At 68.9% G+C, this 6,697-nt stretch carries 6 protein-coding genes and 1 pseudogene; 3 read left to right on the top strand and 4 right to left on the bottom strand.

Annotation, left to right across the window (positions count from 1 at the left end; genetic code table 11):
• Positions 1 to 229: 229 nt before the first annotated feature.
• Positions 230 to 358, bottom strand: a pseudogene (locus tag FPZ47_RS30690) (N-methyl-L-tryptophan oxidase); the annotation flags it as partial.
• A 198-nt stretch (positions 359 to 556) separates the two neighbouring features.
• Here FPZ47_RS30690 and FPZ47_RS17065 point away from each other — a divergent pair.
• Together FPZ47_RS17065 and FPZ47_RS17060 are read left to right on the top strand one after the other, a co-directional pair.
• Positions 557 to 952, top strand: a complete 396-nt coding sequence (locus FPZ47_RS17065) for an integrase (RefSeq protein ID WP_144953019.1) — start codon at positions 557 to 559, stop codon at positions 950 to 952.
• A gap of 313 nt (positions 953 to 1,265) precedes the next feature.
• Positions 1,266 to 2,825 (top strand): LCP family protein, encoded by a 1,560-nt coding sequence (locus FPZ47_RS17060; RefSeq protein WP_144953022.1) that lies wholly within the window; start codon positions 1,266 to 1,268, stop codon positions 2,823 to 2,825.
• A 141-nt stretch (positions 2,826 to 2,966) separates the two neighbouring features.
• Here FPZ47_RS17060 and FPZ47_RS17055 read toward each other — a convergent pair whose 3' ends face one another.
• Positions 2,967 to 3,758 (bottom strand): SDR family NAD(P)-dependent oxidoreductase, encoded by a 792-nt coding sequence (locus tag FPZ47_RS17055; protein WP_144953024.1) that lies wholly within the window; start codon positions 3,756 to 3,758, stop codon positions 2,967 to 2,969.
• Between the two features lie 139 nt (positions 3,759 to 3,897).
• On the opposite strand from FPZ47_RS17055, the gene FPZ47_RS17050 reads away from it, so the two are divergent.
• A complete protein-coding gene (locus FPZ47_RS17050; protein WP_144953027.1) occupies positions 3,898 to 4,791 on the top strand; it encodes an NAD(P)-dependent oxidoreductase in 894 nt (297 codons plus the stop codon).
• Here FPZ47_RS17050 and FPZ47_RS17045 read toward each other — a convergent pair.
• Positions 4,774 to 5,604 carry an SDR family oxidoreductase gene (locus FPZ47_RS17045; RefSeq protein WP_144953029.1) on the bottom strand — a complete coding sequence of 277 codons (831 nt, stop codon included), beginning with the start codon at positions 5,602 to 5,604 and terminating at the stop codon, positions 4,774 to 4,776. The two genes, FPZ47_RS17050 and FPZ47_RS17045, sit on opposite strands and share 18 nt — an antisense overlap.
• A 77-nt stretch (positions 5,605 to 5,681) precedes the next feature.
• Positions 5,682 to 6,623 carry an enoyl-CoA hydratase gene (locus FPZ47_RS17040; protein WP_144953032.1) on the bottom strand — a complete coding sequence of 314 codons (942 nt, stop codon included), beginning with the start codon at positions 6,621 to 6,623 and terminating at the stop codon, positions 5,682 to 5,684.
• Positions 6,624 to 6,697: the final 74 nt, after the last annotated feature.

Below are 6,697 nucleotides of genomic sequence, written 5' to 3'. Positions count from 1 at the left end.
GTCCAGGGATTTTTCCGTGACCCGAATTTGGCCTACATCGCGGCGTGACTCGACTTACTTACGATCGCCTTAGTAAGTCACCTGTTCCGTGCTCGCCCTGACCGGCGCGGTGCTCGGCGGAGCAACTTTCGCGCCCGGTGGTGACGTGCACCCCCGTCGCGGTCTGCTTCCGGTCCAGCACTCGTTTGCCGAATCATATTCGTGCACAGCGTGTTTCGGTTAGCGGCAGGTGGGCGCGCCGGCAGCGCTTGCGGCCCAGCCCCCGGCGTCCACACGCGACGAGGCGACAGGCGGCGGCGCTGCCCATACCTCCCAGACCGATCGCGATGACGTCGTAACGCGATATGACGCCGGTCATCCCAGCTACCTGCAGATCCGGCTGCCCAGCGTCGCACGAACACACCTGTCGCAGCCGTGTGAGCCTTGGCGTCGGATGCGCCGGGCAGCCCCGCGCTACTACGATGAGGGCGTGCGACCGGGCTCCGATACCCATTTTTGCTGCGCCCGAGCCCAGTTCGCGCTTGACGTTCGAGCCCCGGGAGGGAACATGCACCACATGGGACACCGCCACAGCCGAGGTATGCGCGTCGGCGCCGGCCAGGTCCTGGCCGTGGCGGCGCTGCTGGGCTTTGCCACACCCGTACACGTCGCGCTGGCCGATACGCCTCAAAGCGCCTGCGGCACAACTGCCCGGTGCCCCCTGGGCCCGGCCCCGGACGGCGGCGATCAAGGGACCGCAGAGCGTCAGGTCATGAACGGCTACGTCGACAACGAGAAGGGGTGCAGGCCGGACGTAACGCCCAATCCGCAGTCCGTCACCTGGGATCCCCCGGGCTTCCAGCCGAACACCGGCGGGTCGGGGAAGGTCACCGACGCGGATCCGCGCCTGGGCGGGGAGTTTCGCGCCGACTGGGTGAACGGCCACTGGCACATCGAGTACCCACACTGCTGACCCGGCGTTTCGGTCACGCCGCCGCCCCGGTGTGGTTGCAGTCTCGAGCCCGTAACGGATTGGCGCCGATTCCGTGGGCGGCGTGCACGTGCTGAGATCGTTCTGAGATGTGCGCGCCGAAACCTGCTGCTAGCGTGGTCGCAGCGGTCACGAACGCCGCCGATCCGCCAGTGGGAGCCCCGTACCGTCCCGACGTTCTGCTTTGGGGCTTCGCAGCAAGCTACCGCATACTGGGAGCCGTGCCAGAAGTGACATCGCCGCAAACCGCTGACGCGGTGCCGGATGGTGCGCCGGCCACGACTCGAGGTCTCTGATGGCGCGCTCGGGCGCTCGCCACCGTCATCGGGCCGTCAAACAACCGTCCCCGCTGCGGACGGCACTGACGCGTGGCGTGATGGCACTGGTCTCGGTGGCCGCGGTGACGCTGACCGGCGCGGGGTATTACGTTGCCCACGGCGCGCTGGGCGGCATCACCGTTTCGCAGGCGCTGAGGCCGGAAGACCCCCGTTCCAGCGGCGACAGCATGAACATCCTGCTCATCGGGCTGGACTCGCGCAAAGATCAGGACGGCGACGACCTGCCCTGGTCGATCCTGAAGCATTTGCACGCGGGCGATTCCGACGACGGCGGCTACAACACCAACACGCTGATACTGGTGCATGTCGGCGCCGACGACAAAGTGGTGGCCTTCTCGATCCCCCGCGACGACTGGGTGCGGTTCAACGGCGTCCCCGGCTACGACCACATCAAGATCAAAGAGGCGTACGGGCTCACGAAACAGTACGTCGCGCAGAAACTGGCGAACCAGGGCGCGAGCAGCCAGAAGGAACTGGAGACCAAGGGCCGCGAAGCCGGCCGGGCGGCCACCTTGCGCGCGGTGCGGAACCTGACCGGCATTCCCATCGACTATTTCGCCGAGGTCAACCTGGCCGGCTTCTACGACCTGACGAAGGCGCTGGGCGGCGTGCAGGTGTGCCTGAAGCACGCCGTCTACGACTCGTATTCCGGTGCCGACTTCCCCGCCGGGCCCCAGACGCTGGACGCCGCCCAGGCGCTCGCGTTCGTCCGGCAACGTCACGGCCTGGAAAACGGGGACCTGGACCGCACCCACCGCCAGCAGGCGTTCCTGTCGTCGGTCATGCACGAACTGCAGGAGTCGGGCACGTTCACCAACCTCGACAAACTCAAGGGCCTGATGGCGGTGGCGCGCAAAGACGTCGTCCTGTCGGCCGGCTGGAACGAGGAGCTGATCCAGCACCTGGGCGAACTGGCCGGCGGTAACGTCGAATTCCGGACGCTGCCCGTGGTGCGTTACGACAACATCGACGGCCTGGACGTCAACATCGTCGATCCGGCGGCGATCAAAGCCGAGGTGGCCCAAGCGATCGGCGCCGCCCCGCCGGCGAGTCCGACCACCACGACCGCCGCCAAACCCAGCCCCGACACCGTCGTCGACGTCATCAATTCCGGCAGCATCGGCGGCCTCGCCTCCGAGGTCTCCCACGCGCTGAAAAAGCAGGGCTATACCGCGGGCCAGGTCCGCGACCGTGAGTCCGGCGAGCCCACCGCCACGACCCTGGACTACGGCGTCGGCGCGCAGACCGATGCGCGCAACGTGGCCGGCCTGCTCGGCCTCGACGCGCCGAAAAACCCCGATCCCTACCTCAAGCCCGGACACATCCGCGTCACCCTGGCCACCGACTACTCGCTGCCGGCCCAGGACGAGACCAGCGACGAAACCACCGCCACGACCACGACGTCGGCCAAGAGCAACGCCTACGGCTACTGGGGCACCGGCACCGGCACCGGCAGCTACCCGACCCCCGATCCGGGCAAGCCGATCGACGGCGGCGGGGTGCCCTGCGTCAATTAGGCACGGGGCGGCTAGGCACGGGGCGGCTCAGGCGTGCGGGGACGGCTCGGGCACTGTCGCCCAACGTGATCTCACGGCGACTTTTCGGCGATTTTTTCGCCGTGAGTTCACGTTCGGCGCAGCGAAGCTTCCCGCAGTCGCTCAGGCGTGCGTTCCGCCGTCGATGCGGATCTCGGTGCCCGTGATGAACGCGCCGTCCTCGGACACCAGCATGGCGATCACCCCGGCGACCACCCCGGGATCGGCCATGCCGGTACCGCTGGACTCCACCGTGGTGGGCAGGATCGGCATCAGCCTGGAGAACAGCGACCAGTCGGCGTCCTGCGGGATGTATCCGCCGGTGGCATCGGTGATGCCGGATTTGATGCTGCCCGGCGCCACACACACCGCACGCAGGCCCTTGCGGGCGTATTCCAGCGCCAACGAGTGCGTGAAGGCCTGGATCCCGCCCTTGCTCGCCGCGTAGGCCGCCATGTACGGGTGGGCGAACGACGCCGAGGTGGAGCTGAAATTGACGACCGCGCTGCGCGGGTTGGCCAGTAACGCCGGCAGCGCCTCGCGGACCACCAGGAACGTGCCGGTCAGGTTGACGCCGACGATCCGGTTCCACAACTCGAGAGTGGTCTCGTGGGTGTGGGCGGCGCGCAGCATGCCGGCGGCGTTGACGAGCGAATCCAGGCCGCCCAGCGTGTCCGCGGCCCTGCGCACGCCGGCGGTCACCGATTCCTCGTCGGCGACGTCCATCTCGCACGGGACGAAGCGCCCGGCGGCGCCGGCCTGGGCCGCCCGGGCCCGGGTCGCGTCCAGGCCGTCGGCCGCGATGTCGGCGGCCACCACCGCGGCGCCCTCGTCCAGCAACCGCAGCGCGGTGGCCTGGCCGATCCCCGACGCCGCTCCCGTCACCAGGATCCGCTTGCCCTCGAGTCGCTTCATCCGCCGCTCCCATTGTCGAGTCATCAGGGTCGAGTCATCAGGGTCGTGTCATCAGGGTCGTGTCATCAGGGTCGTGTCATCAGGGTCGTGTCATCAGGCGTGCCCATCATCGCAGGGCCGGAGGAGGCAAGGTAGATGCATGGACATCGGATTCATCGGCCTGGGGAACATGGGCCGCGGCATGGCCGCGAACCTGCTGCGGACGGGCCACCGCCTCACCGTCTACAACCGCTCGCCCGGCAGGGCCGAGGACCTGATCGGTCAGGGCGCGATCGCGGCGGACTCCGTCGCCGAAGCCGCCGACGCCGACGTCGTGTTCACCATGCTGGCCGACGACCCGGCCGTCGAGGACGTGTCGCTGGGCGCGGGCGGCCTGGTGGCGTCGCTGCGCCCCGGGGCCACGCACGTGTCATCGAGCACGATCAGCGTCGCCTTGTCGGAGCGCCTGGCGGCGGCCCACGCCGCGGCGGGTCAGCGCTACGCCGCGGCGCCGGTGTTCGGCAGGCCCGACGCGGCGGCGGCCGCAAAGCTTTTCGTCGTCGCGGCGGGCGGACCCCAGGTTCTCGAGCCGCTGCTGCCGCTGTTCGCGGCGATCGGCCTGCGGACGTTCGTGGTGTCCGAGCAGCCCCACACCGCCAACCTGGTGAAACTGAGCGGCAACTTCCTGATCGCCTCGGTCATCGAGAGCGTCGGCGAGGCCGTGGCGCTGGTCGCCAAAGCCGGCGTCGACAGGTCGCAGTATGTCGACATCCTCACCTCGACCTTGTTCGCCGCGCCGGCGTATCAGACCTACGGCGGGCTGATCGCGCGCCAGGAATTCGAGCCCGCGGGGTTCGCCGCGCGCCTCGGCCTCAAGGACGTCCGGCTCGTGCTGGCCGCCGCGGAGCAACTCCAGGTGCCGCTGCCGGTGGCCAGCCTGCTGCGTGACCGGCTGCTCACCCTGGTGGCGACCGGTGGTGGCGACCTGGACTGGTCGGCGCTGGCGACGCTCGCCGACCGCGACGCCGGGGCGGGGTCAGACCACCCCGCGTAGCCCGTCGGCCCCGAACGCGGGTTCCAGCATGGCGGAGAAATCCGGGCCACGGCGCAGCATGTGACCACCGTCGACGTTGATGCACTGCCCGGTGATCCAGCTCGCCGCGTCGCTCAGCAGGAACATCGCCAGGTTGGCGACGTCTTCGGCCTCCCCCGGCCGGGGCAGCGGGGTGCAGATCCGGTAGTCCTCGCTCAGCTCGGGCGACCCGGTGATCGGCGCGACCAGATCGGTGCGGATCAGGCCCGGCCGGATGCTGTTGACCCGCACCCAGGAGGGGCCGAGCTCGTCGGCGGCCAGCATCATCATGTGGTCCACGGCCGACTTGGTCACCCCGTAGGCGCCGAACCAGCGGTGGGTGTTGCTGGCCGCGATCGACGAGATCCCCACGAACGAACCGCCGCCACCACGCACCAACTCGCGGGCGGCGTGCTTGAGCACATACATGGTGCCGTTGACGTTGAGGTCGACGGTGCGGCGCCACGCCTCCGAGTCGACCTGGGTGATCGGGCCGATGGTCTCCGATCCGCCCGCGCAATGCACCGCGCCGTGCAGGCGGCCCTGCCATGCCGTCGCGGCCTCGACCGCGCGCGCGGCCTCCTCCTCGTCGGTGATGTCGGTGGGCTCGTACCGGATCGCGCCGCCCGCATCGAGCGCCTCGATGTCCTTCACCGCGGCCGCAAGCCGGTCGGCGTTGCGCCCGACGATCATCACGGAGGCCCCGGCGGCGACCAGCCCGGCGGCCACCCCCTTGCCGATTCCGCTGCCACCGCCGGTGACGAGATAGGTCCGGTCCTGGAAAGAAAGCTGCACGCAAAACCCCTCACGCCGAAACTGAAACAGGTTCTAGCTATCGAACCACGCGCGTGTCGGCGGGCACCAGCGGACGGCTAAGGCGTATCGCGGCGCGCCAGCTTCGTCGGCTTGGCGTTGCGCCAGTCCTCGACGTCGGGCGGCAGGCCGACCGGATACCTGTTCTCGTTGTGGGCGGCCCAATGGGCGTGGCCCAGCTCGTGGATGTGGAACGCGTGCCGCAGCGCCTCGGTGAATCCCATCGCGTCGGAGGCGGCGTTGACCGAGTCCTTGACCAGCAGGGCCGCCATCGTCGGACGCTCGGCGATGCGCCGGGCGAATTCCAGGGTCTTCTCGGCCAATTCGTCGACAGGGAAGACCTTGGACACCATGCCGAGCCGGTAGGCCTCGTCGGCGTCCAGAGCGTCACCGGTCAGCAACAGCTCCTTGGCCTTGCGCGGTCCGAATTCCCAAGGGTGGGCGTAGTATTCGACGCCCGGCATGCCCATGCGCACCGCCACCACGTCGCTGAACTTCGCATTGTCGGCGGCAACGATCAGGTCGCATGCCCACACCAGCATCAGGCCCGCCGAGATCGCATTGCCCTGCACCTGCGCGATGGTAATCTTGCGCAGATCCCGCCAGCGGCAGGTGTTCTGGAAGAAGTAGTGCCACTCCTGCAGGTATGTCTTCTCCGCGACCGGCTCGCGGGTCGCGCCGTGGGACCGGAACGTCGGATGTTGTCCCGGCCCGGGCTGGCGCTCCAGCAGTGCGGCCTCCGACCCCAAGTCGTGGCCGGCGGAGAAATTCCTGCCGCGCGCGGCCAGGATCACCACCCGCACCTCGTCGTCGGCCTCGGCGCGGCCGAACGCCTCGTCGAGCTGAACCAGCAGGGTGCGGTTCTGGGCGTTGTGTGCGTCGGGCCGGTTGAGCCAGATCCGGGCGACACGGCCCTCGTCGAGGGTTTCGTAGGACACCAGCTCCCGGGCGTCCGCGTTGGCGTGGGCCGCCGCAGCACCGGCTTGCTCAGACAAAGTCATTCCGCCCACCTCGTTCTCTGTCAGCTCCGACTTGTTTACACATCACGACCCTGTCTACACATCACGGCCCCGTT

Source organism: Mycobacterium helveticum, from assembly GCF_007714205.1.
GTDB classification, from domain to species: Bacteria; Actinomycetota; Actinomycetes; order Mycobacteriales; family Mycobacteriaceae; genus Mycobacterium; species Mycobacterium helveticum.
The sequence above is the reverse complement of the archived record's forward strand: the minus strand, read 5'-3'. Positions and strand labels throughout refer to the sequence as shown.